A 24,014-nucleotide genomic window follows, 5' to 3' on the forward strand; every position below is an offset into this window, starting at 1 on the left:
TATTCATGACGGACTCCTTTTGTTGGTTGATCCCCATGCCCATGCGAACCAGTACGTCTACTTTGGCGCAAAAAGACGGAGGGAGTCCATCCCATCAATGCAGGGAGGCAGAGTGAAGCCGTGCAGTATTGATCACATTACGATTACCTCACCGACGCTCAAGGCCGGCGAAGAGTATGTGTTAAAGACGCTCGGTGTTGCGCCACAGGCAGGTGGCGAGCATCCGCGCATGGGAACGCACAATCTCCTGCTTCGACTTGGCGACGCGCTGTTCCTTGAAGTGATTTCACCCAATCCCGCAGCGCCATCACCTGCCCGGCCGCGCTGGTTCAATCTGGACCGCTTATCGGCGAATGCTGTTCCGGCGTTGACCACCTGGGTGGTGCGCACCGGGGACATTTATGCGTCCCAGGCAGCGTGTACCGAAGCGCTCGGGGCGATCGAGCCGATGACGCGCGGGGCGCTGAACTGGCTGATCACCATCCCGGCCGATGGCTCTGTTCCCTGTGACGGGGCTGCGCCGGCATTGATCCAGTGGCAAGCCGAGACGCATCCGGCTTCCAGGCTTGAAGATGTCGGCCTTAGCCTTGCGCGACTGGAAGTCTTACATCCGGAACCCGCACGCATGGAAAGACTTCTGGCGGCAATCGGTCTTGACGGACCGGTGTCCATACGCAAAACGGAAAACGGCGCGGCGCCACGCCTGGTGGCGCACATCAACACGCCTGAAGGTCTCCGGCAATTGTGAACAGGGATGCCCGGTGCCGGACTGCATTCAAGCGTGATGCAATACGACTGTCGACTCGGCTTTAATTCGACTCTTTGATCAACCGCCCGGAATTCGCCTGGGCAGGGCGCGCATTCATTGGATACAGTCTTCCAAATATGCCGATCTGCTGTGCCGAAACCTGAATCGGTTCTTTCATCACTACCCATAATACGCCCTCGGTGCAGGGTGGCGTCGTGAGCGAGCCCATATAGGTGTAGTAATCGGTGCGCGACGGCAGTAGTTGGTTCAGGTCTATCGTGATGGTGGGAACGAGTGGATCATTCTTTTCGAGCGGCAGATTATTCCATACCGTTTGAACCAGCGAATGGGGTTTGCCGCTTTCCATCAATACAGCCACGATCAGCAGGCGGCCATCATTGTCCTTGTGGACAAGGTGCGCGACCATATCAAACCCTCGGCCAGCGATTTTTTCTTCGGATGGGCGGTGAAAATGAAACTGCACAAGTTCATAGCTGCGGCCGGTCAGCGTTACCCGGTTGCCTGGTCCGACATTGACCTGGACCGTATGCCCATTGTCAACGACGTTGAATGCCGATGGTTTATATTCAAATACGGGCGTCTCCAGGTCGACCTGAATGCCATCACGGATATCGATAGGCGATTGCCGCGTGCCGACCTCGCACTTGGTCCAGGCGGGATTCAGCTTGCCCCAGCGGGCGGGACCCGCTTCGCCATCGTAGTCCCAGTGATCATGCCGTCCGGCGCCGTCCTGTTCCGCTTGCACATCGCCTGCGGATTTTCCCTTTTGCGTGCGGTCCACAGAGCGCAAACCCTTTTCCTTGCGTAATTCGTCCTGCCGCAATTTCAGCGTCGCGGCCACTTCGCGCTCGACCTGATCATGCCTGGCGCGTATTGCAGCCAGTTCCGCAGCGCGGGCCAAGGCGACCGCTGATTTGTCAGACTCAGCTTTTGCCGGGGCGAGAGGGAAAGATAAAGACGAAATAACAATGAGGGAAGTGCAGATACTTTTTACGGACATAATCACAAAATATGTTTCTTAAGCGAACCATTCTATACGACTGCGCATACGTTGCGACGGCAGCGAGCAATAAACAACGCGATAACTTAGGTTCGATGCATCGGTGTACCTTCCGCCTTGTTAAACGCCGGTGCGCTAATGCCGTGCCGGTGGGCGGCTAACGAGGGGCTAACGAATGTCCGGTGTCGGGAATTGTCAGGGACGGCGTGAGCCATCCCCGCAGATCGGGACAGAAGAGAACGCTCGCGGACATGCCACGTTAATTTGTGGATGGACTTCAGCCCAGCCGTGCCGCTTCTATCGTGGCGATGTCGATCTTCTTCATTGTCATCATCGCGTCGAATGCGCGTTTGGCCGCAGCGCGATCAGGGTCGGCGATCGCCGCGATGAGGGCACGAGGGGTGATCTGCCATGACAATCCCCACCGGTCCTTGCACCAGCCGCAGGCGCTTTCCTGGCCGCCATTGCCGACGACGGCGTTCCACAAGCGGTCGGTTTCAGCCTGGTCGTCGGTTGCGATCTGGAAGGAGAATGCTTCGTTGTGCTTGAAATGCGGGCCGCCGTTCAGCCCGAGGCAGGGGATGCCGACGACGGTGAACTCGACCGTGAGGACATCGCCCTGCTTGCCGTCGGGATAGTCACCCGGTGCGCGGTGGATGGCGCCGACGGCACTGTCGGGAAAGGTTTCGGCATAGAATTTTGCGGCCTCAACGGCATCACCGTCGTACCACAGACAAATTGTGTTCTTGCTGGTCAATTCGTGTCTCCTGAAAAGTTGAACACCGGTGTCCGTTACCGTCCAAATAACTCCAATCGTCCACATCGCGGAAGTTTGGTCTGTCGGATGAGACTAATGTCTTTGTCGGACTCCGTCAATGTCACCATTTTTCCAGCCAATTGCAGACGGTTACAGCGCTGACTAAAGGCGGTGATCCGGCGCGATTCGTTCCGCGACCAAGGCGTGCAGCCTATCACTCCAATGTCAGTATAGCGCCGCACATGGCCAACAAAGCCACCATGTGCCGCGGAAGTCGGCAGAATTACGGCGCGCTTTTTTTGGACAACTGAGCGCTGCCAGCCAGTCCTTCGGGCATTGCACTCGCGGCCCATAGGGATTACGATAGCGGCACTTTCAACACCACATCCGGAAAAGTAATCGCGAGGGAATTCGGCGCCAAAAATGTGATGGCTTCAATTGATTTCATTTGTCACGTTACAGCTTGGGATTGGTATTACCTGTTAGACCTCGCTTAGGCCAAGCGCTTCCACCACAATTTTGTCATGAACCCTAAAACCCGACGAGTGCTTCAAGCCGTCCTGTATGAAGTCTTCGCTATTGCCTTTGTTGGTCCAATACTAAGCGTCGCCTTCGACAAGCCATCTACCTCAACCTTGGGGCTGGCCTTTGTTCTATCGAGCATTGCACTGGCATGGAACTATGTATTCAATGCGATCTTTGAGCGCTGGGAGTCACGCCAGTCCGTGCGAGGCCGCTCATTCTTACGACGGTTGGCACATGGCACTGGCTTCGAAGGCGGCCTCGTTATCATACTGGTTCCGGTCATGGCCGTCGGGCTCGATATTTCACCCCTCAATGCATTTCTGGCGAATCTCGGCCTCTTGGCATTCTTCTTCGTCTATGCCATTGCATTCACATGGACTTTTGATCGCGTGTTTGGCCTTCCAGAGTCCGCGGTAACGCGCGATGAGGCCTAATGCTTCCATCGACAGGGCTAATACCAATCCCAACCCATAACGCACCATGAGATCGCGTCTTTTTTCGACTGCCTGCGTTGCACTCGTCGTCAATAGCCCGCTATTGACTCCTCCTGCGCCTTGCCAGTCAAAAAAATCCATCGATCTCATTTGTCACGTTACAGGTTCTCTTATGTCAAACGTTATTCCCGGATACCGCACTGAGAAAATGAAATGGTCACCTGTTATTTACGCTATGTAGTCGATCCCTCCAAACTAAAGGAATTTGAGCACTACGGGAAGTTATGGATTCCTTTGGTAGAAAAGTTTGGCGGGAAACACCACGGCTATTTCTTGCCTTCGGAAGGAGCAAACAATATTGCCTTGGCGTTGTTCACATTCCCGAGCCTTGCAGCATACGAACAGTATCGAACCAGGTCGCTTGCTGATATGGAGTGCTTGGCGGCTTTCAGGTATGCAGAAGAGACTAAATGCATTTTGAGTTACGAAAGAAGTTTTTTTAGGCCGGTCTTCGAATGAAAAGAATGGCATAACATTCTTTTCAACTGGACGCGGTTAACCTGGCGGTGCAATGGATGACTTTCGTGGCCCGCGCCTGTTCGCCGCGGCGCAATCCGCACGTTGTCGATTGGGTGGTGCGCCACACGGCAGGTCGCCCGCCGTGCCCTGCACGTCAATATGAAATCTGCTCTAACAACAGCAGCCGTTCACTCAATATCTGAACTTAACCCAAAAGGAATATTTCCCTTTAATATCGCGTTATATTAAACCGACAAGGAGGAGAAAATGGCTTTTTGGAGAACCATTCTTCTGGCAGGAGCGACCGCTTGCCTGCCGCACGTGCCTTCACTCGCGCAAAGTATCGTAGTGCCATCACGTCAGGAACTGGAGGCCAAGGGGGTGAAGCCGTTATCCGCTGACGAATTGAAAACCCTCCTGACCAACAATACTCTCTACCATGTCGTCCCGAAGAACGGCTTCCGGGTTCCACTTCTGTATCTTCCAGACGGGAGCAGATACGTGAGGATCAGGGGAGAAGAAATGAAGAGCACTTGGCGCATCGAGCGCGACATGGTTTGTGAATACAGTGTCGTCCTCAAAAAAGATGTCTGCAGAACCTTATACAAGGCAGACGGCATAGGTGCGGTGTGTGATGAAGGTGCAAGTAATTGTGACTTTGGCCTCGACTGGGCCGCTGGAAACCCCGAGAGACTCGGTATGTAAGTAGGTAATTCAACACCAGTCACGCCCCAATATTGCATGCCGGTTTGCATGCCAGTTGTCATCCCGCTACTGCCGATCGGGCACTCAAGCTCAAGCAGCAACAACATGTCCCTATAAGACAGGCATTTGCTTGCTGTCGCCTGTACACTTCATGTAGCATCAGGCTCCCTTGCAATTACGCAACTAGTCAAATGGTTGATTGCTCAACAGTCAAGATTTCAGCCGAACCGATGCCCGTCCCTAAGTCGCCTCCTGCCCGACCCCTTGCTACGATGACATGCGCCTATCGCCAGCGGTCCCAAGGCGCGCGCGCAACGCTCAGCCTGGCATTGCTCAGCGGCTTAATTGTATGCACGCTCCGTCCTGCGTACGCGGCCGGACTGGACGCAAGGGATATTGCCGACCTAAGCCTGGAGGAACTGGCAACAGTCCGGGTTACTTCGGTGTCAAAACGACCAGAATCACTGGCTGAGGCGCCTTCTTCCGTTTTCGTCATCACCGGTAACGACATTCGTCGCTCCGGGTCCACGACGCTACCTGAAGCGCTGCGTTTGGCTCCCAATCTGCAGGTTGCGCGAGTCGACGCGCGCAACTATGCGGTGACAGCGCGTGGTTTTAACAGCCCGTTTGAAAACAAACTGCTGGTGCTGATCGATGGTCGTACCGTGTATTCGCCATTGTTTTCCGGGGTGTACTGGGATGCTCAGGATGTCGTTCTTGAAGATGTCGATCGCATCGAAGTCATTAGCGGACCTGGCGGCACGCTATGGGGAGCCAATGCCGTCAACGGTGTGATCAATGTGATCACAAAGTCTGCGGCAGACACGCAAGGCGGGCTGGCGGGAGCCGGCCTCAGTAAAAACGAGAAGAATGGCGCTTTTAGGTACGGTGGTGTTCTTGCAAATGGCGGCCACTATCGCGTCTACGGCAAGTATGCCGATAACGACGATACGCAACGCGCCAGTGGAACGCCGATTCTCACCGGCTGGCGGCGCAAACAGGCGGGCTTTCGCAGTGACTGGGGAAATTCGGCACAGAACTTCACGGTGCAAGGTGACACGTATGACGGCTACCTGCATCAGCAGGGAACACAGGACATCAAGATTGCCGGCGCCAACCTGCTCGGGCGCGTGAGTACGAAAATGGATGACGGTTCCACCGTCACCCTGCAAACGTATTGGGATTACACGGAGCGAAACCAGCCGAACGCCTTCGTCGAGCATCTGCACACCTTTGACGTGCAACTTCAGCAAGCGCGTACGTTCGGCGAGTCGCACAACGTGGTCTGGGGCGCCGGCTACCGTCTTGCGCTGGATCGTATTGTGAATGAGAGGTCATTTGCCTTTCTGCCTGCCTCGCTCAACATGTATTGGGGCAATATCTTCATTCAGGATGAAATTGCACTGCGTGACGACCTGCGCTTGACCGCCGGCCTGAAAATTGAAAACAACAACTACACCGGCGTCGAAACCCTCCCGACGCTCCGCCTTGCCTGGAAGCCTGCCGCCAACAATCTGTTGTGGAGTTCCGCATCGCGTTCAGTACGCACACCGTCCCGCATTGATCGCGACTTTTTCAGTCCGGCGACGCCAACAATAGTGAATGGCGTGCCGCGCTTTGCAGTGGCAGGCGGGCCGGAGTTCGAGTCCGAAGTCGCCAACGTGCTGGAAGTGGGATACCGGGTGCAACCGGTTCCAACCATCACCTATTCGGCCACGGCGTTCTATAGCCGCTACGACAAGCTTCGTACCCTGGAGCCGAACCCAAATGGTTTCGGATCGGTCTTTATGAACATGGCTGAGGGGAGCGCAAGAGGAATCGAAATGTGGGGCACGTGGCAGGCAAGAGCGGACTGGCGGTTGTCGGCCGGCCTTGTTGCCCAAAAAGTCGATACGACGCTCTTACCTCGCAGCAGGGATGCATCAGGCGCAACCGGTTTGGCGACGAGCGATCCGACGCACTATTGGATGCTGAGGTCATCGTACGACATCGTACAGGGGCAGGAATTAGATCTGACGCTGCGGCACGTTGGCGGCTTGCCGACACCTGCCGTACCATCGTACACCGCAATCGATCTGCGTTATGGCTGGAAAATCCAGCGCGACCTTGAACTGTCGGTCACAGGCCAGAACCTGATCGATCGTTCGCATGCTGAATATGGTTCAGCGCCCGGACGCAGCGAATATGAGCGCGCGTTCTTTATCAAATTGCTTTGGAAACAATAAGCCAGCGCAAACGAGCGACGGTCTTCATCATGAGACACATGCAGCACCATTTTTTCGCTTCGCGCTGGCGATCGTCTTACCGGTCGATGGCAACTTGCGGGCAGGGCTTTCTGTACGCCCTGGTGTTTGCCATCGGCCTTTGTTTCCTTCCCTCTGACTCTATGGCCCAGGCTACGGGCACTGGTATTGGCGGCGATGCAAGCGAAGAGCGCGTGAAGGCCGCATATTTGTACAGATTCCCCAACTACGTTGAATGGCCTGCCTCTGCGTTTGCAAAGCCTGAGTCACCTTATGTCATCGCCGTCCTGGGCGATGACAATATTGTCGATGAGCTGAACCGCATTTCAGCTGGCCGCATGATCAATAGCCGCCCCGTGTCTATAAAAAGGCTACAAGGGAGCGAATTGGCAGCGGATATTCATCTGTTGTTCATTGGAAGATCCGAGCGCTCGCGATTACCGCAACTAGTCAGACAAGCAAATGGAAAGCCGATACTGATTGTGACCGAAACGGACGGCGCGCTCGCCCAGGGCAGTATGATCAATTTCCGCATTGCGGACGACCGCGTACGGTTCGAAGTGTCACTGGATTCCAGCGAAAAGGCAGAACTTAAACTAAGCGCCAGGTTGCTGGCACTTGCATTGTCGGTGACCAAGGGAAGTCAGAAATGATCAGAGATGCAATAAAGCGATCGATTTCACGGAAATACATGCTGGCCGTGTTGATGACCACGTGTGCGGCGCTTTTCGTTACTGCCGCAGCCATGCTCGCGCTCGACATAAGAAACTACCAGACCACCTGGGTTGCCGACCTGACCGCGCAAGCCGACATTCTTGCGCAGGTTAGCCTTCCCACCCTGGAATTCAATGATCCCAAGGCAGCGAAGGAAAACCTTGAACAGCTCAAGGCCCGCCCCAGGATTTACGCCGCCGCGGTGTACCAGACGGATGGGACCTTATTTGCGACCTACGTAAAGAGTCCTGCCATTGATATGCGTTTCCCGAGGACGCCTGGCGGCAGTGGGTATGTCATTGACAAGAGCAAGCTCGAAGTCTTCAAAACCATCGAGCGCAATGGTGAAGCCGTAGGCGCTGTGTACATTGGCACGGAGTATCCTCTGGAGGCACAGATCAAGCGCTACGTGAAGGTATTGGCAGTCGTCATTGCAGGCAGCCTGTTTGTTGCGCTGCTGGTGTCCACGTGGCTGCAAATGGCTATCACCAAGCCGATTCTGGCGGTGACCGATGCAGTGAACCAAGTCATCGCCAAGCGCGACTTCTCCAAGCGCGTGCGCAAGACGACAGAGGATGAAATCGGCGTTCTGGTCGATGCCTTCAACAGCATGCTCGCCGAGGTAGGTGACCGCTCACAGGCCCTTGAGGCCTCCAATAAAGCACTCCAGCATGCGATGAGCGAGCGTCAAGGTGCAGAAGACGCCTTGCGGCTACTGAACAATACCTTGGAAGAACGCATTGTCGAGCGTACAGCGGAATTGGAAAAGGCCCATGAGCAGCTGCGCCAGTCACAGAAACTGGAAGCGGTCGGTCAGCTCACTGGCGGCGTCGCACACGACTTCAACAACGTGTTGCAGGTCATTACCGGCAACCTTCAGTTGATGCAGATGAGCTTTGCGGGAAATCCGGAAGCGCAACGGCGGCTTGAAAGCGCGGCATTCGCGGCGGACCGCGGGGCCAAGCTTTCCTCCCAGTTGCTGGCCTTTGCCCGTCGCCAGCCTCTGCAGCCGGTCGCCACCAATCTTACCCGCATCTTGCGCGGAATGGATGATTTGCTCCGTCGTGCGCTGGGTGAATCCGTGCAGGTAGAAACCGTCGTGGCAGGAGGCCTCTGGACCACCCTGGTCGATCCCCACCAGCTCGAAAACGTCATACTCAACCTGGCTATCAACGCCCGTGATGCAATGAAGGGGGAAGGGAAGCTGACGCTGGAATTGGGGAACGCGATGCTGGACGATAATTACGTGGCGTCGGAACCGGGAGTCACCGCCGGGCAGTATGTGATGCTGGCCATTTCTGATACTGGATCAGGCATGCCGCCCGAAGTCATGGCCCGTGCGTTCGAGCCATTCTTTACGACCAAGCGCGAAGGCGAAGGAACCGGTCTCGGCTTAAGTATGGCGTACGGCTTTGTCAAACAAAGTCATGGCCATATCCGGATGTATAGCGAGCTAGGAAGCGGCACGACCATCAAGATCTACCTGCCACGTTCGATGCAGCCGGAAGTCGAGATCAATAATGTGCGCAGCGAACCGGTTGTCGGAGGGGCGGAAACCATTCTCGTCGTTGAAGACGACACCATTGTGCAGACCACGGTGATAGACATGCTGTCCGGCTTGGGCTATCGCGTGCTGAAAGCAAATGATGGCCAGAGTGCCCTGAACATCCTTCAAAGCGGTATCCCGGTAGACTTGCTGTTCACCGACGTGGTGATGCCCGGCCCGGTTCGCAGCGTCGACGTGGCAAGACAGGCGAAGCAACTTTTCCCCGGGATTGAAGTTTTGTTTACATCAGGGTATACGCAAAACGCCATTGTGCATGGCGGCCGCCTGGACCCCGGCGTCGAACTGATCAGCAAGCCCTACCGCCGTGAAGAACTGGCACGAAAGGTGCGGCAGATGTTCGCGCGTAAGAAGCCCGGCGCAGCCATCACGGACACCGGGAACGTTGCTGGTAACGCCATTGCTGGTCTAACTAAAAACATCCCGTTACTTATCCTCGTGGTTGAAGATGACGCGGATGCGCGAACGCTGCTGAGCGAATTGCTGGAAATCCTCGGTCACCAGGTAAGCGTGGCATCCAGTGCAGAAGAAGCCCTTGATATGCTTGAGACAGCCACCTATCACGTTCTCCTGACAGACATCAATTTGCCCGGTATGTCCGGACTTGCTCTCGCACGTCATGTAGTTAACCAAGAACTGAGCCTTAAGATCATCTTCTCGTCAGGATATGGGACAGTTCCGCTACACGACTTCGAACATCCGTTCAGCGTATTGCCAAAGCCGTTTAATCTGAAACAGCTGCAACGGACGCTTGGCGAAGTGAGCGCGTCCTTGTGTTAATCCAACACCTCGCAAGGCGATCGACGATCAGGACCTTATGCATGAAGCCGAAGTCGAACACGCAAGCGCGAAAGACTTCATTTCATGCGTTTAACAGGCGCTGCGTGTGGCAGAACCACGAGAAGCATCCCGGGCGAGTAAAATTCCAGCTGACGCATGTCGTTGCGACCCGTCGATTCTTGAAGATGAAAGACAGTCAATAACGGCATTTTCAAGCGCTTACGCTTTTTCGTTGAAAAACTGCAATGAATGTACTGATAATTGAAGACAATCCCGACATCATTGCTAACCTGTTCGGATTTCTTGAACCATTGGGATACATACTGGATATAGCCCGAAATGGCCCTATCGGGCTTGAGCGAGCCATTGTTGGCGGATACGATGTCATCGTGCTCGATTTATCGCTGCCCGGGATTGACGGGATTGAGGTATGTCGCCGCCTTCGTGAAGATCATCAAATCGCTGCGCCGATTCTCATGCTGACCGCCCGGGATACGGAATGCGATAAGCTCGCTGGGTTCGACGTTGGTGCCGACGACTATCTGGTGAAGCCTTACTCGTTACTTGAACTCGATGCCCGGCTCAAGGCATTGTTACGCCGTTCCCGCAACGAGCAAGTTAAATCCCTGTTGCGCTTCGGAGATCTCCATCTGGACACGGGCACCGGCCAGGTAATGCGAGCCGGCAAGCCACTCACACTGACGCCGACAGGTTATAAAATTCTGCGCGCGTTGGTGCGGCAAGCTCCCAGGCTTCTTACTCGTGAAGCACTGGAACGTGAGGTATGGGGCGACAACCCTCCCGAAAGCGACGCATTGCGTACGCATATTCACGCGTTGCGCCAGTCTCTGGACAAACCGTTCAGCAGGGCGATGCTCATTACACTGCCTGGCACAGGTTATCGTTTGGCGGACTCCGATGAAGACGCATAACTCGCTGAAGCAGCGAATAACGCGCGCATTTATAGTGTTGACCACTATATTGGCCGGCTTCTTTTGCCTCGTCTCGTACATCGCCGTGGAAGTCATTGAAGAGCAGGTTATCGATGCAAGACTGGAAAAAGTGGCCGACACGCTGATTTCTCATCACCTGAAACATGAGGCGTTTGACCTTCCTCCAGAGGTTACATTTTTTGTCAACACATCGATCCCGCCGGAATTGCATGACAGAGAGGAAGGTCTGCACGAACTGCTGCTCGATGGCCGCGAGGTGGTGGCTGCGATCCGCGTGGAGGACGGAAACCGCTATGCAATCGTTCAGGAAATGACGGAATTTGAACATACCGAATTTATTATCTTTTCCTCGCTGGCGGCGGGCTTCCTCTCCAGCGTATTGCTAGCAGTCATCCTTGGCTTTGCGACAGGACGGCGCATTGTGGCGCCAGTAACCGCCCTGGCTGACGCCGTCAGTGCCAATGCAGCCCCGTCTGCTCTGCCGTCGCTTGATGCAAGCGACGAAATCGGTATTCTTGCCAGAGCATTTGCCCGGCATACCAATGAGTTGCAGCAATTTCTCATGCGTGAAAGGGAATTCACTGGAGATGTCAGTCATGAATTGCGCACGCCACTCACTATCATGCTGGGCGCGGCCGAGTTGCTTCATTCGCAACTTGCTGACCGGCCTGCGCAGCAAGCCGTAGCTGAACGGCTACGACGTGTCACGGCTGAGACTGCCGAACGTGTCAGTGCGCTTTTATGGTTGGCACGCGCACCGGAAAAGCTCGGTGTATCCAGCGTCGCCGTCAATCCGATAATCAAGCTGGAGATGGAGCGCTATGAGCCTCTGCTGGCACACAAGCCAGTCCGGTACTGCTTCGAAGAAAATGAACAGGTCTATGTCAACGCTCGCCACGAGCTTGTCGGCATGGCGATTGGGAACTTGATTCGCAACGCATGCCAGCATACCGAAGAAGGCGAAATCATCCTCAAGCTTGAACCGACACAATTCACTATCACCGATACAGGCCCGGGCATACCGGATTCGGTACGAAAACGTTTGTTCGAGCGTTTTGTCCAAGGGCAAAAAGACTCGTCGGAAGGAACCGGCCTGGGCCTGTCGATTGTGAAGCGGGTAGCAGAGCATTTGGGGTGGGAAGTACGGCTGGAACAACGTGGACGTACCGGGACATGTTTCATCATTACATTTGCAGGAGACGCATCCGTGCATCTTGGAATCAGTACCGCTCCGTCTTAACGCGGTCTTAACAGTCCGTTCAATATCTTATCGCCTTCAGGTTCATGTGAGGGTGGTTGGTGTCCAAAGCTCTTTTCTTCCGGCGGAATGGCGCACTGTATACATCCATACAGGGTGCGAAAGAAATGCCGGCCGGCCGGGTGCGCTTCTGTTCGATGAGTACCGAACGGTGCGTCGTCCTGTGCAGCCTATTTTTCACAGTGTTTTCCAACAACCGCTTCTGGCAGGCCTGGTCAGCGGGACATGACTGGGCCGCAGCCGAGACATGGTTGTTGGCCGCAGTCATGGCGGTGCTGCTGACGGCTGTGCATTCCCTGCTTCTTGGTCTCGTCGTTACGCGCCGAACCGCAAAGCCGCTGCTTTCTGCAGTCTTTGCCGTCACTGCGCTTGCTGCCTATTACATGAACCATTACACCGTCTTCTTTGATGCGAGTATGGTGCGCAACGTGTTTCATACTGACTTCAAAGAGGCTCATGAGCTTCTCTCAATGGGGATGCTCGGTGCGGTCCTGACATACGGCGTTCTTCCTTCCCTGGTCTTGTGGCGTGCGCAATTCACGCAAAGAAGTCTGTTTCGTGCCGTGACCGCACGTCTTGTGTTTCTTCTGGGCACGGTCGCCGTCGGTAGCATTGCTATCATGATTGCGTTCCAGGATCTGTCTGCGCTCATGCGCAATCAAAAGGAACTGCGGTATTTGATCACTCCCGCCGATTTTATCGTTTCAACATTAAAGGTGGCACTGGCGGAACGAGACGAAGGACATACCGCCCGCGTTCCAGTGGGCTTGGATGCCAGATCGGCAAACGTTTCGTCAAACGGCAAACCGCGTTTGCTGGTCGTCGTCGTTGGCGAGACAGCCCGTGCCGCAAACTGGGGTCTCAATGGATACGTACGCCAGACTACCCCACAACTGGCTGCGACAGGGGTTATCAACTTTTCTCATGTAACGTCCTGTGGCACCAATACCGAAGTCTCGGTTCCCTGCATGTTTTCGCCGTTCGGCAGAAAATCCTATGACGAGAAGAAGATACGCCGACACGAGTCAGTCCTGCACGTTCTCGAACACGGCGGTATCAAGACACTTTGGCGCGACAATCAGTCAGGCTGCAAGGGTGTTTGCGACGGCCTGGAAACACAGCGACCGGAAGACACGCATGATCCGCTCCTTTGCAAGGGTGAACATTGCTTCGACGAAGTTCTGCTGAAAGATCTTGCATCGGAACTCCAGACGCGTCGGCGGGATATCGTGATCGTCCTGCACCAGCTGGGCAATCACGGCCCGTCCTATTCCCATCGGTATCCGGGTTCATACCGGCGCTTCACGCCAACTTGCGAGAATGCCGATCTTGGAAAATGCCTGCGGGAAGAGATCGTCAACAGCTACGATAATGCAATCTTATACACGGACCACTTTCTCGCGGAAACGATCCGCCAACTGCAGTCGCAACAGACTCACAATGCGGCAATGATCTATGTGTCCGACCATGGTGAATCCCTGGGAGAGAAGGGCATCTACCTGCATGGACTTCCTTATGCAATCGCTCCTCGTGAGCAAACAGAGGTACCAATGGTGATGTGGCTATCGCAGGATTTTGCAGCCGCAAGCCGCATTGATGTGGATTGCATGAGAAAGCGTGCATCGCAGCCTGCAAGCCACGACAACCTGTTCCATTCGCTGCTTGGCATGATGGGAGTGAGTACGGCAGTGTATGACGCCGCATTTGACCTTACCTCCACATGTCGGCTCTGAGACGGGATTGGCTATGACTCGCCGCAGTTTTCTATGGTGCGTACTGGCACTTCTGCTGAGTGCTTGCGCGCTCCTTTATATTGGCAGGTTCACTGATATTGACCTGCGCCTTGCTGACGCCGTGTTCGACGTTGGCGCGAACGATTTCCCCTGGCGGGAAAACTGGTTTTTCGCCAGCTTCATGCATCATGAGATGAAGGCCATGTGCATGGGTGTCGGCATGGTGCCGGTCGTGTCATTGATCGCCGATAGCGTACTTGGTAACACCTTATTTGACGAGGAGCTCCGTAGACGATTACTGATTGTCGTCGCTTCCGCAATTTTGATTCCGCTGACGATCAGTACCATGAAGGGGATGTCGGTGCACCATTGCCCTTGGAGCTTGCAACGGTATGGCGGCTTTGCTCCTTACCTACGCATTCTTGCGGATGCTCCGCCAACAGTATCGAACGGCCACTGTTTTCCTGCTGGTCATGCCTCCAGCGGACTATGGATTGCATCAGTTGCGGTTTTTTGGCTGCCCAGGTCACCTCAGAAAGCATTGATCGCTTTTGTACTAGGTCTGCTTCCCGGGCTTGCACTGGGATTGGCCCAACAAATACGTGGCGCGCACTTTCTCACGCATACGCTCTGGTCCGTGTGGATCACTGCGTTGATAATTCTTATCTTGTCGAAGTTATTGACTAAGTGTTCAGTTCAGGAATTCGGGTAATGCCACTTTCCCAGTCTGGATGTCCCTGATCTTGTATTCACGAAATAGACATAGAGTAAACTGGCGTCCAGCCTGTCACCCGCTTTGGACCCATGGATAACCTTCTTCGCAAGCTAGACCTGACATCCCTGCGGCTGTTCGTCGCAGTTTGCCAGGAAAAAAACATCGCCCGAGCGGCGGAGCGCGAACTCATCGCGCCCTCGGCCGTGAGCCGTCGCATCGCAGATATCGAGAGTGTCATCGGCCTTCCTGTTATCCAGAGGCAATCGCGAGGCATTACCGTGACGCCGGTTGGTGAAACCGTGCTGCGCCATGCACTTGCCATTTTCAGCAACCTGGAATCGCTGGGCGCGGAACTGTCCCAATATGTTTCCGGCGCAAAAGGAAATGTGCGGATTGTGGCGAATCTGTCATCCATCGTTCAGTTCCTGCCTGAAGATGTCGCCGCCTACCAGCGTATCTTCCCTGAAGTCAATATCGATATCGAGGAACATAACAGTGTCGATGTCGTGCGCTTGCTTGCTGAGCGGGCGGCTGACTTCGGCATATGCAATGCGATTCCAGGCATCGAAGAGTTCGAGCATGTACATTACCGCACCGACCGGCTGTCCGTCATGTTTCCACAGTCGCACCGCCTGAGCAGTGCTATCAAGCTACCATTTTCCGACGTGCTGCGGGAAAGTTTTGTCGGCCTTCGCGGCGATAGTGCGCTTACCATTCTTTTGGCGCAGGAGGCCGCCGCCCTTGGCGCCAAACTGGAAGTAAAGATCCGCGTCGGCAGCCTGGATGCGCTGTGCCGTATGGTGCATGCCGGATTGGGTATTGCCGTTGTTCCCCACCAGGTCGGTGAGTTGTACATCAACACGCTGAATGTCAGTCTTGTGCCATTAAGTGATGTATGGGCCACTCGCCAGCTCATCATCGTGTTCCGGGCAAGGGACCAGTTGAACGCTACAGCGGCCACGTTAGTCAATTTTTTGGCGCAGCAGTCCTGAGTCCTGACACTTCGACCGGAAAGGGCACGACGAACATCTCCTTTTGCGATGCCTGCTATGCCGAATCAGCTTTGCATTCCTGCCTGCGGCACGCCATCATCGGCAGTCTGCCCTTTTCCAGCGTGCATTAAACAATGAACCAAGCTTCGACTTCCGACCTGCATGACGCATGCATGAATAATCCCGAATGCCAGTTGCAGGTTGCCAGGCCCGGTTTGAAGTCTTTTGGCGCAAAGCCAGTCTACAACGGCGAAATCACGACTGTAGCCGCCAGCAACGGCGCACCGCTGCGCCTGCGCGATCAACTGTCCGAACCGGGGCAGCAGCGCGTACTCGTGGTGGAGGGAGGTGGTCATGCCGCGGAATGGGCTTTGCTCGGTGACAAGTTGAGTCAGCTTGCTCTTGATAACGGATGGTCAGGCGTGGTCCTCAATGGTTATGTCCGCGATGTGGCGACGCTGCGGAACATTCCGCTTGGGATTCATGCGCTGGGAAGCATTTCTTCCCGGCCCAGATGGCCGGCACACATCCAGGCCATGCACGATATCGCCTTAGCCTTTCAAGGTGTGCGCTTTCTCCCCGGTCAATGGCTGTATGCCGATGAGGATGGGATTGTCGTGGTCGCGCGACGCATTACGGTTTAATCCAGTCGATACCTGTATATAGGCTAAACACAGCACAGGCATCACAAACTGCGATGCCTGCCGTGGTTATTCAGCACTTCTTATTGTCCGGTCCGGCGTGTAGATTTCTTCACAGGAGATTTCAATGACTACACTGAACCTGACCGGGCGTATTCTTTTCCTCAGCGCCGATCCTGACAAAGTTACTGCACAGCTTGAAGGAAATGACCTGTCATTGACGCAGGCGGGACCGCTGCGCGATGACGTATCGACGGACGAAATCACGCCGATCCCGGTGCTTGCCTATTACGACGAGCGCCTCGGCCGTTATCCCTATGTCGGATTCAAGGCAGGTGCGCACCTCCCGATCGGCAAGGACGCCGTCAAGAACGGAGGCTTTAGCGTGACCGTAGCGGGCAAGCGCTTCGGCAAGGGTTCCTCGCGCGAGCATAGCCCGGTTGCCGAGCGCACTGCGGGTATCCGCCTTGTCATTGCGGAAAGCTTCGAACGCATCTACCGCCAGAATGCGGACAACGTCGGCTTGTTCACCTCTACGGATTTCGGCCTGATCGAACGTCTCCAGCGTGGCGATCCCATCGACATCGAAGAAATTATTGCCTCCCGTGACAAGCTTGCCGCAGCGATCCTGCGCCACGGCGGACTACTTCGCTATGGTCAGAAGCGCATGCGGGCGATATCGGTCGGCGCCGTGCAGCGGAACGTCGCGCCACGCACGCTTGCCGAGAAAATTCTTGAACGTCATCTGGTCAAAACCGATGATGTGGACGCTGACCTGCAACCAGGTGTCGGCGCATTTGTCCGCGCCAACTGGCGCTTCATCCACGAATACTATACCGGCATGTGCACGCATATGCTGCATGCCACTTTCGGCAAGCCTGTAACGCTGCACGAGCCGCAGTCCATCATCGCATTCGAGGATCATTTGTCGTATTCGCATCGCAGTCCGGTGCATATTGCACATGGCTTGATGAACGACGTGCGCAACCTGTCCGACGCCCATCGAGCCTTCGTTGCCGATTACGGTGTGCGCAGCCATGGATACCTTGATGGCATCGAAGGACGCGAAGGGGGATCGCAAGGCATATCCCACGCGATGATGGCGGAACGGTATGCGTTGCCCGGTGATGTTGTCGTCGGGACCGATTCGCATACGCCGCATAGCGGTGCGCTTGGATGCGTCGCTTTCGGAGTCGGTACCACCGATATGGCGAACAGCATGGTGACGGGCGCAGTGCGCATGACGGTTCCCGAAACATTGCGCATCGATCTGGATGGCGAGATCCCTCCTGGCGTGACAGCGAAAGATCTGATTCTGACTCTGTTGGCAGAACCGAAAATCAAGGCTGGCGCGGGCGTAGGTAAAGTATTCGAATTCAGCGGCACCGCCATCTCGCAGTTGTCCACGGACGAACGGACGACGCTCACTAACATGACAGCGGAACTTGGCGGTTTCACCGGCATTGTCGCTCCCGATAAAGAAACTGTTCGCTATTTGAAGGAACGGCGCGGTATCGAATTTCAGATTGAGCCATGGATGTGCAGCGACGTGGGCGCGCAATATGCCGACACGATACGCATTGATTGCACCACGGTGACGCCCATGGTGGCCGCGCCAGGTGATCCCGGAAACGGCCTTGCATTGGGGACGCTGAAGGAACGCGTAAAGCTCGACATCGCCTACGGTGGTTCCTGTACCGCCGGCAAGCGCGAAGATTTCGACCATTACCATGAAGTGCTGGCCTGGGCCGCGAAGCAGGGCTTGCGTGTATCGCCCGGTGTAAAACTGTATCTGCAGTTCGGCACGGCCGATGTCCGTGACTATTGCATCAGCAAAGGTTACCTGGCGGCTTTTGAACAGGTCGGTGCGGAATTGCTGCAACCGGCTTGCGGCGCCTGCGCCAACTGTGGCCCCGGATCGTCGACCGATGCCGGGCAAGTCACCATCAGTGCCATCAACCGGAATTTTCCCGGCAGGTCGGGACCTGGCCAGGTCTGGCTCGCCAGTCCGCCGACCGTGGCGGCCAGCGCCATCGCTGGCGAACTTTTATCGTACGCCGAATTGCGTGAGCGCTTTTCAAGATAACGATTCATCTACCAAGAAAGTGAAGGAGACAACATGCACAGCTTTTCCAGCAAGCGCCGCCTGATTGGCGCGATGATGGCAGCCGCACTTGCCGCGCCGATTTTTAATGCGTCTGCACAAGGGTTTGGTGAAAAGACGGTCCGGCTGATCGTGCCATTGGCTGCAGGCTCAACGGTCGACGCGATTGCCCGCGTCATGGCTAACCAGTATGCAAAAGCCATGGGGCACCCGGTAGTGGTGGAAAACCTCGTTGGCGCGGGCGGCATCACAGGCACTGCGCAACTGGTACGCGCGCCGAAGGATGGGATGACCATCGGTATGGTGTCTTCCAATCATGTGATCAATCCAAGCATCTACAAATCGATACCCTTCGACTCCATCAAGGACATCGCCCCGATTTCCATCATTGGCACTGTCCCGCTGGTCCTGGTAACACATCCCTCCGTCCCGGCGACAAGTTTAAAAGAACTGATAGCGCTCGCCAAAGCCAAACCGGGTGAATTGAACTACGGTTCGGCGGGCAACGGCAGTTCGCTTCATCTCGCCACGGAAATGTTCAAGAGTGAGGCGGGCATCGACATCCGTCATGTGCCTTATCGTGGCACCGGACCGCTTACCAATGACTTGCTTGGTGGTCAGGTGCAGTTCGGTTTCGTTTCGGTTACGGCTGCGGCACCACATATCAAGGCAGGCAAGTTACGCGCTCTCGCGGTATCGACCTCCAAGCGCGCCAGCATTATGCCGGACGTGCCAACGGTCGCCGAACAGGGCTTGCCGAACTATAGCTTCGATGCCTGGATTGCCTTGGTCGGGCCCGCAGGACTGCCGGCGGCAACGATCAGTAAGCTTTACCAAGACACCAGGACGGCACTTGCCACTCAAGAGGTCCAGGAGAGTCTCGCTTCACAGGGGATCATGGTCATTGGGAGCGCGCCGGATGTCGCCGCACAATTCTTCAAAACCGAACTCGATAAGCACACAAAGCTCGTTAAGCAATCGGGAGCACGATTGGAATAGAAGCTCACAAATTGCCTGACTTCAAGCTTCAAGTTTTATGATTAACAACTTGTACGGCCAAACTGGCCGACCTGCTTGATGGCCTGAGTATTCCTTGAGTACGTCTTGATGTGTGGGAAAGAGCCTGGCACACCACCGTGTGCCGGTTCACAGGATGGCGCACCCATTCGCATTAGCGAACTGCGGTGATGAAATGCGCCTTACAATATACCTGTCGGCTTATTACAACCCATCCGTTTCTTACGCACAGGAGTGTCCTCTTGATCACGCCTCCAGTTACTTCTTCGATGCTGTTTGACGATCCTGCCGCCGCGTTTGCCCAGGCACGCGTTATCTATGAGCAGAACATCAGCCATTTAAGGGATTACCTGCAAAGATTTATCGGCGGTGAGCATCTGGCGAGCCGGGTGCGGGCCTATTATCCATTTGTCCGCATTCATACGGACACGGTCGCGCGTGCCGATTCCCGGCTTTCCTATGGTTTCGTTGCAGGACCGGGTACGTACCAAACGACGATCACGCGCCCCGATCTATTCGAAAATTATTACATCGAGCAGTTCAAGCTGCTGCTCAAGAATCACGGTCGTAATCAGCATGTCCAGCTTGAGATAGGCGCGAGCAGCCAGCCGATACCGGTACACTTTTCCTTCGCAGAGAATGACCACATCGAAGGCAGCATGAGTGTTGAGCGACGCCTCGCGATGCGTGATCTGTTTGACTTGCCGGATCTGGCCGCAATGGATGACGGGATCGCCAACGGCACCTATGAGCCGCTGCCAGGTGAGGCGAAGCCCCTGGCCTTGTTTACCGCACCACGAGTCGACTACTCACTGCACAGACTGCGCCATTACACAGGTACGGCGCCGGAGCACTTCCAGAATTTTGTGCTCTTCACCAACTATCAGTTTTACATCGACGAGTTCATCCGGCTGGGACATGAGATCATGAACCGCGAGCCGGATCCGGAGACGGCTGACAATGAAGATCACTACGTCGCCTTTGTTGAGCCGGGCAATGTAGTAACACGCCGTGTCGGCCAGAGTGTCCAGCCGGGTGATGACCTTGGCGTCGCACCGCCACGCTTGCCGCAGATGCCGGGGTATCATCTGGTTCGTCCGGATGGCAGCGGCATTACGATGGTCAATATCGGCGTAGGTCCGGCAAATGCCAAGACGATTACTGATCACATTGCGGTTCTCCGCTCACATGCATGGCTGATGCTGGGCCATTGCGCAGGGCTCCGAAATAGTCAGCAGCTGGGAGACTATGTGCTGGCGCATGGTTATGTCCGCGAGGATCACGTACTTGATGAGGACTTGCCATTGTGGGTACCCATTCCGCCGCTCGCGGAAGTCCAGGTGGCGATCGAAGCGGCGGTCGAAGAAGTGACGCAACTCTCGGGTTACGAGCTCAAGCGCATCTTACGAACCGGCACAGTCGCCAGTACCGATAATCGTAACTGGGAGCTGCTGCCGCACAACACGCCGGTCCGTCGCTTCAGCCAGAGCAGGGCGATTGCACTGGACATGGAAAGTGCAACCATTGCCGCGAATGGTTTTCGCTTCCGTGTGCCGTACGGCACACTGCTTTGTGTCAGCGATAAGCCGTTGCACGGAGAAATCAAGCTTCCCGGCATGGCAAATCATTTCTACCGCGAACGGGTCGACCAGCATCTGCGGATAGGCATACGAGCGTTGGAACTGCTGCGCAGGCAGGCACTGGGTCGATTGCACAGCAGGAAGCTGCGTAGCTTTGCGGAAGTCGCGTTCCAATGATTATTTAGCCGTAGATGGCGCAACGCGCCACACCGCGTTGCCCACATCATCGGCGACCAGAACAGCGCCTTCTTTGTCGACCACGACACCCACCGGTCGTCCTAGCGCATCGCCGTCCTTGCTTAGAAATCCGGTCAGGAAATCGCTGGGCATGCCCGATGGCTTACCGTCGGTGAATGGAACAAAGACGACCTTATATCCGCTGCGTGGCTCGCGGTTCCATGAACCGTGTTGCCCGATGAACGCTCCGCCCCGATATTCCCTGGGAAAAAGCCTGCCTTCATAGAAGGCAAGGCCAAGCGACGCAGTGTGGGAGCCGAGCGCGTATTCCGGCACAATCGCCTTTGCAACCATATCGGGCTTTGTGTCCTTCACCCGGGCATCGACATGCTGGCCATAATAACTGTACGGCCAGCCATAGAAGCCACCGTCCTTCACGGACGTCATGTAGTCGGGAACAAGGTCATTGCCGAGCTCATCGCGTTCATTGACGGTCGTCCATAAGAGTTTGCTTTTTGGCTCCCAGGCCAGGCCGTTCGGATTACGTAATCCTGAGGCAAACACGCGCGACTTGCCGGTTGCCAGATCGACTTCCAGAATGGCCGCTCTGTTCTCTTCCTTATCGAGGCCGTTCTCACCTACGTTGCTATTGGACCCGACTGTCGCATATAAATGCTTGCCGTCCAGGCTGGGAATGATGTTCTTGGTCCAGTGGTGATTGATCGGTCCGGCCGGCAAATCCGCCACCTTGCTACCCTTGGCAGTAATCTCGGTTGAGCCCTGTTTGTAAGGAAAGCGCATGATCGCATCGGTATTTGCGACGTACAAATTGTCGCCGACCAGCGCCATGCCGAAAGGTGAGTTCAAGTCTTTAAGCATGACGGTACGGGTATCGGCTACGCCGTCGCCATTGGTATCCCGCAGCAAAGTAATCCTGTTGGCACTCGGTGCCCTGCCGGAGCCTGCTTTCTTCATCACGCCTTTCATGATCAGGCCCTTGATACCTTTGCCATCTTCAGGCTTGGGCGGAGCATCCGATTCCGCCACCAGTATGTCGTTGTTCGGCAATACATATAGCCAGCGCGGATGATCGAGATCGACCGCAAATGCGGACACGCTGAACCCGTCCGGCGCAGTAGGTTTTACGCCGCTCGGCCATCCTTTTGCCGGTGCGATATTGACGGTGGGAACAAGGCTTTTTTCGGGCGCCGGTAACTTGGGGGTTGGTCCCATGCCCGCTTCGGGAGGCAGTGCTTGCTGGTCGGCGAGCGCGCAGGACACCAGTAAAGTTGTCAGCGCGGTGGTGACAACGAAGGGCATACGCATGTTGATCTCCTGAAGAGGTGTGGTGAACGGTGAGCGGAGTTCTCTAAGTTTCAAACTTACGATGTCGTTCGGCGAGTAATCATTCCGACACTACAAGTTAAAGTGTATGTTTTTTAATCTTGCTCAATCCGGACGGTAGGCAAGAATACGGACAAGTTCATCCTGCACATGACGGCAGAATTTCTCTGCATGTTGCAAGGCAGGAAGGTTTGTGAAGGATGCAGAGAGAAGTAGGCAACCATAATTTTGAGCTTGCGCAAGCGCCGATATCGCCCTTTTGCGCTATTGCGGTTCGCTTGGCGTAGCATCGGGTGGTGATGACTGCACATCTCACTGGTGGAGAGAAACCTCTGAGTGGAAAACGAGCATCCCGAGTGCAGGCAATTCGCATCTAAACAACGAAGAAGTGTGCTCAAAACATGTGCGGACAGGTCGTCATTTGTCTGCAGAATGGCTTGAAATAACAACCCTTACTGCAAGGAGACAAGCATGAACAATCTGAAGAATAGTGCTTTCAAGAATAGTGCCCGCCTTATCGCCGTCGCCAGCCTGGCTATCCTGATGACAGGCTGCGGAATGATGGAGAAGGTAGGTCTTGGAGGGTCTAAGCCGACAACCACCACCTTGAGCGGTGCCAATGAAGTTCCTGCAGTGACAACGAAGGCATCTGGAAAAAGCACGATTACCGTGGCCGATGACAGAACCGTCAGCGGGTCCGTCATCATCGACGACATGGTGGCAACGGCCGCGCATATTCACCGTGGCGCGTCCGGGCAAAACGGCCCGGTCATGATCCCTTTGTCAAAAACCTCGGACAAGGTGTTTTCCGTCCCGGCCAATACCAGATTGACGGATGCGCAATACGCTGACTACAAGGCCGGTAACTTATATGTGAACGTGCATAGCACGGCGCATCCCGCCGGGGAAATCCGGGTGCAGTTAAAACCATGAAGTTATGGGCCGGTTGTGCCGGCATAAATGAACACGGCGTTATAAAAGCAGTGGAGCACGGTTGCGGAATAAATATGCTGATGCCGTTCACGGAAAAAGCCAAACGCTAACGATGGTGCCATGACGGCAAGCGCCCATGGGACAGGTTGATGCACCAGATGGGCAATGCAGAATGCGAGGGTCGTCACCATGTTGGCCAGCGACACTCCGCGGAGCACATATCGATGGTGAAAAATCCGGCCAAGATGACCTTGCAAAAAGCCACGGAAAAAGAGTTCTTCAGCCAGAGGCTGAATGAAAATCATCGACGCAAGCAACGAGAAAGACAGTGGGAGCCCATGCCGCCATGTCGGCCAGGCTAAATGAACTGCCCAAAGAAATAAGGGCCCGGCCAGGAATGCCGCATGAAATAAACGATCCTTTAAGAAGCCGGTCCGGAATTGCAGACCGAATTCTTTGATAGCAAGGGCGGTGGCGGTGTGCATGGATCAGTCGGAGGGAAGGAGATGCGCCCATGTTCCCGGCGCAGTCCTTTCTCCAGGGTGGAAGATACCGGA

The 24,014-nt window shown here is 55.3% G+C and carries 21 protein-coding genes; 17 read left to right on the top strand and 4 right to left on the bottom strand.

Translation table 11 applies throughout. The features are described from left to right. Positions 1–748, top strand: a 748-nt coding sequence (locus ASE07_RS24855; protein WP_327196072.1) for a VOC family protein, incomplete at its 5' end; no start/stop codon positions are given. 61 nt (positions 749–809) lie between these two features. On the opposite strand, the gene ASE07_RS24860 is transcribed toward ASE07_RS24855, so the two are convergent. Both ASE07_RS24860 and ASE07_RS24865 read right to left on the bottom strand, forming a co-directional pair. Beyond that, entirely contained in the window at positions 810–1,670 is an 861-nt protein-coding gene (locus ASE07_RS24860; protein ID WP_057293506.1) for a carbonic anhydrase, read from the bottom strand. A gap of 376 nt (positions 1,671–2,046) precedes the next feature. Next, positions 2,047–2,526, bottom strand: coding sequence for a VOC family protein (locus ASE07_RS24865; RefSeq protein ID WP_057293507.1), 480 nt, complete (start codon positions 2,524–2,526; stop codon positions 2,047–2,049). Between the two features lie 524 nt (positions 2,527–3,050). Between ASE07_RS24865 and ASE07_RS24870 the strand changes: the two genes are divergently transcribed. From ASE07_RS24870 to ASE07_RS24940, 15 genes are all read left to right on the top strand, one after another. Further along, complete coding sequence (locus ASE07_RS24870) at positions 3,051–3,485, top strand: PACE efflux transporter (protein WP_057293508.1); 435 nt, start codon at positions 3,051–3,053, stop codon at positions 3,483–3,485. A 213-nt stretch (positions 3,486–3,698) separates the two neighbouring features. Continuing rightward, entirely contained in the window at positions 3,699–4,004 is a 306-nt protein-coding gene (locus ASE07_RS24875) for an NIPSNAP family protein (RefSeq protein ID WP_057293509.1), read from the top strand. A 267-nt stretch (positions 4,005–4,271) separates the two neighbouring features. Beyond that, complete coding sequence (locus ASE07_RS24880; RefSeq protein WP_057293510.1) at positions 4,272–4,709, top strand: hypothetical protein; 438 nt, start codon at positions 4,272–4,274, stop codon at positions 4,707–4,709. Positions 4,710–4,939: 230 nt separating this feature from the next. Beyond that, positions 4,940–6,934 carry a TonB-dependent receptor plug domain-containing protein gene (locus ASE07_RS24885; protein WP_235548615.1) on the top strand — a complete coding sequence of 665 codons (1,995 nt, stop codon included), beginning with the start codon at positions 4,940–4,942 and terminating at the stop codon, positions 6,932–6,934. 38 nt (positions 6,935–6,972) lie between these two features. Further along, positions 6,973–7,605 (top strand): YfiR family protein, encoded by a 633-nt coding sequence (locus tag ASE07_RS24890; RefSeq protein WP_057293512.1) that lies wholly within the window; start codon positions 6,973–6,975, stop codon positions 7,603–7,605. A 38-nt stretch (positions 7,606–7,643) separates the two neighbouring features. Beyond that, positions 7,644–10,010 carry a response regulator gene (locus ASE07_RS24895; protein WP_057293513.1) on the top strand — a complete coding sequence of 789 codons (2,367 nt, stop codon included), beginning with the start codon at positions 7,644–7,646 and terminating at the stop codon, positions 10,008–10,010. A 245-nt stretch (positions 10,011–10,255) separates the two neighbouring features. Continuing rightward, positions 10,256–10,942 carry a response regulator transcription factor gene (locus tag ASE07_RS24900; protein WP_057293514.1) on the top strand — a complete coding sequence of 229 codons (687 nt, stop codon included), beginning with the start codon at positions 10,256–10,258 and terminating at the stop codon, positions 10,940–10,942. Beyond that, entirely contained in the window at positions 10,929–12,203 is a 1,275-nt protein-coding gene (locus ASE07_RS24905) for a sensor histidine kinase (RefSeq protein WP_057293515.1), read from the top strand. The genes ASE07_RS24900 and ASE07_RS24905 overlap by 14 nt, the downstream gene beginning before the upstream one ends. A 59-nt stretch (positions 12,204–12,262) precedes the next feature. Further along, positions 12,263–13,954 carry a phosphoethanolamine transferase gene (locus tag ASE07_RS24910; protein WP_235548616.1) on the top strand — a complete coding sequence of 564 codons (1,692 nt, stop codon included), beginning with the start codon at positions 12,263–12,265 and terminating at the stop codon, positions 13,952–13,954. 13 nt (positions 13,955–13,967) lie between these two features. Then, a complete protein-coding gene (locus ASE07_RS24915) occupies positions 13,968–14,666 on the top strand; it encodes a phosphatase PAP2 family protein (RefSeq protein ID WP_057293517.1) in 699 nt (232 codons plus the stop codon). Between the two features lie 92 nt (positions 14,667–14,758). Continuing rightward, positions 14,759–15,661, top strand: coding sequence for a LysR substrate-binding domain-containing protein (locus ASE07_RS24920; RefSeq protein WP_057293518.1), 903 nt, complete (start codon positions 14,759–14,761; stop codon positions 15,659–15,661). A gap of 134 nt (positions 15,662–15,795) precedes the next feature. After that, positions 15,796–16,305, top strand: a complete 510-nt coding sequence (gene rraA / locus ASE07_RS24925) for a ribonuclease E activity regulator RraA (protein WP_057293519.1) — start codon at positions 15,796–15,798, stop codon at positions 16,303–16,305. Between the two features lie 124 nt (positions 16,306–16,429). Further along, the gene (locus ASE07_RS24930; RefSeq protein WP_057293520.1) at positions 16,430–18,388 is read left to right on the top strand and encodes an aconitase family protein; all 1,959 of its coding nucleotides are present in this window, start codon (positions 16,430–16,432) and stop codon (positions 18,386–18,388) included. A gap of 33 nt (positions 18,389–18,421) precedes the next feature. Beyond that, positions 18,422–19,405: a tripartite tricarboxylate transporter substrate binding protein gene (locus ASE07_RS24935; RefSeq protein ID WP_057293521.1), complete on the top strand. Its 984-nt coding sequence runs from the start codon at positions 18,422–18,424 to the stop codon at positions 19,403–19,405. Between the two features lie 287 nt (positions 19,406–19,692). Further along, positions 19,693–21,180, top strand: coding sequence for an AMP nucleosidase (locus tag ASE07_RS24940; RefSeq protein ID WP_082584472.1), 1,488 nt, complete (start codon positions 19,693–19,695; stop codon positions 21,178–21,180). On the opposite strand, the gene ASE07_RS24945 is transcribed toward ASE07_RS24940, so the two are convergent. Next, positions 21,181–22,506 carry a PQQ-dependent sugar dehydrogenase gene (locus tag ASE07_RS24945; RefSeq protein WP_057293523.1) on the bottom strand — a complete coding sequence of 442 codons (1,326 nt, stop codon included), beginning with the start codon at positions 22,504–22,506 and terminating at the stop codon, positions 21,181–21,183. Positions 22,507–22,995: 489 nt separating this feature from the next. Between ASE07_RS24945 and ASE07_RS24950 the strand changes: the two genes are divergently transcribed. After that, positions 22,996–23,457 (top strand): CHRD domain-containing protein, encoded by a 462-nt coding sequence (locus ASE07_RS24950; protein WP_082584473.1) that lies wholly within the window; start codon positions 22,996–22,998, stop codon positions 23,455–23,457. 2 nt (positions 23,458–23,459) lie between these two features. On the opposite strand, the gene mrtJ is transcribed toward ASE07_RS24950, so the two are convergent. After that, positions 23,460–23,942 carry a JDVT-CTERM system glutamic-type intramembrane protease MrtJ gene (mrtJ, locus tag ASE07_RS24955; protein WP_057293524.1) on the bottom strand — a complete coding sequence of 161 codons (483 nt, stop codon included), beginning with the start codon at positions 23,940–23,942 and terminating at the stop codon, positions 23,460–23,462. Between the last annotated feature and the right edge of the window lie 72 nt (positions 23,943–24,014).

The sequence above is a fragment of the Noviherbaspirillum sp. Root189 genome (assembly GCF_001428545.1).
Classification (GTDB): domain Bacteria; phylum Pseudomonadota; class Gammaproteobacteria; order Burkholderiales; family Burkholderiaceae_D; genus Noviherbaspirillum.